The following is a 1,464-nucleotide window of genomic DNA, read 5'->3' as shown; positions in this document are numbered from 1 at the left end:
GGGCGACGAGCACCGGGTCGTAGCTGACGTCGCCGTGCAGGCGCACCGCCGCCATGCCGAGGTAGTGCATGCTCGCCACGCCGAGACCGGTGGTGAGCCCCCCGAGGAACAGGGCGCGTCCGCGCTCTGGATCAGCCGGGCTCCGGAGGAAGTTCTGCACATCCTGTGCTGCTGCGGCCTGAGTGTCGGTTGCTCGCAGCTGGTGGAGCTGGGGCAGGAGGGTTTCCTTGAGGATCCGGATCTGGATCAGCTCGTCCGGATGCTCGAGATGCTGCCGCCCGAACTCGCGCAACTGGTCGTGTACGGGCTGACGTTCGCGTCACATCTGCCGGCTCACCGGTTCACGGAGAGCCATGCCGAGGAACTCCGGAGGGCGGTGGCCATCGAGGGAGAACCGGTGGCGGCCGACATCTGGGAGCGCCCGTCCTGTATCCCGGCGATGCGAGGTGATGAGGCGGAGAGCGGGGCGGCGGCCTCACTGGCCGCCGGTTCGGTGGCGGAGACCCAGGCGCCGACTGTGCCGGACCTTGACGTCCTGTCGCTGCGAACCACCGCGCTTCGCGAGGAAGCCGCTGAACTCGTGGACAGACTTGAGGCGTTCGCCGCTGCCGTCAGGGAGGGACGGCAGCCTGACGGACACGAGGCCTTGCTGAGCGCCGTGACGTCCTGGATGCGGGAGCGGCAGTTCTTGGCCGAGGCCTTCGCGGAGGCGGTACCTGCGGCGGCCGAAGGCGCGGAGCCCTCCACCCCCTGGGGTCCGGATGCCGGCTGGCTCGAGGCTGCGGCGCTGACCGAGCGGCTGCGCGAGGAGAAACGGAAACGGGGACGGATCGCTCAGGAGATCGCCAAGGTCGTGCAGGCGCGCGACGAGGCGGTGGGGTTGCTTGAGCAGGCCGTCAGTGACCTGATGCGGCAGACCCTCGTCGACCAGGTCGCGCAGTTTGACCGGAAGCTCCGTGAGCTCCGTGGTGATCCGGTGGCCGACACTACGTCGTCCGAGGCGGAGAGCGACTCCGCGACGGACGCCAGTGCGGACCATGTGTCTCCGGACGAGGGGAGCGGCGAGACGGATCCGGGACCGGACCCCGGTCCCGACCCCGGCCCGGCTCCCAAGGACAAGACCCTCGGCCCGGAGGGCGAAGCCATTCCGCCTGGCGCGGACTACGAGGCTCGCGGACAGGGCGACACGCCCGCGTCTCAGGACGGGGGAGCCGGGGACTCGTACAGCAGCGGGAACACTCCTCCGGAACCGGTCGCGGCAGCGACGACGGAGGCCGCGATCCCCGGCCCTGAGGCCGAAGCCGTCGACCGGTCCGACGAGATGGCGGCCCAGGACACCGGCGCCGCCCAAGTCCGGGTGGGGCCCGCTTCCCCCGGCTCCGGCGAGCACCACGATGACGAAGGCCAGACCGGCGGGGGCCCGCGCGAGCCTCGTAGTCCGCGCCAGGCGGAATGGCTTCGCCC

2 pseudogenes are annotated in these 1,464 nt (G+C 71.1%); one reads left to right on the top strand and one right to left on the bottom strand.

Annotation, left to right across the window (positions count from 1 at the left end):
- Positions 1–127, bottom strand: a pseudogene (locus C1I97_RS37135) (MHYT domain-containing protein); the annotation flags it as partial.
- 75 nt (positions 128–202) lie between these two features.
- On the opposite strand from C1I97_RS37135, the pseudogene C1I97_RS37130 reads away from it, so the two are divergent.
- Positions 203–1,464: pseudogene (locus C1I97_RS37130) on the top strand (hypothetical protein); the annotation flags it as partial.

This window comes from Streptomyces sp. NTH33 (genome assembly GCF_003236365.1).
GTDB lineage: Bacteria > Actinomycetota > Actinomycetes > Streptomycetales > Streptomycetaceae > Streptomyces.
This window is presented reverse-complemented; position numbering and strand designations above follow the sequence as displayed.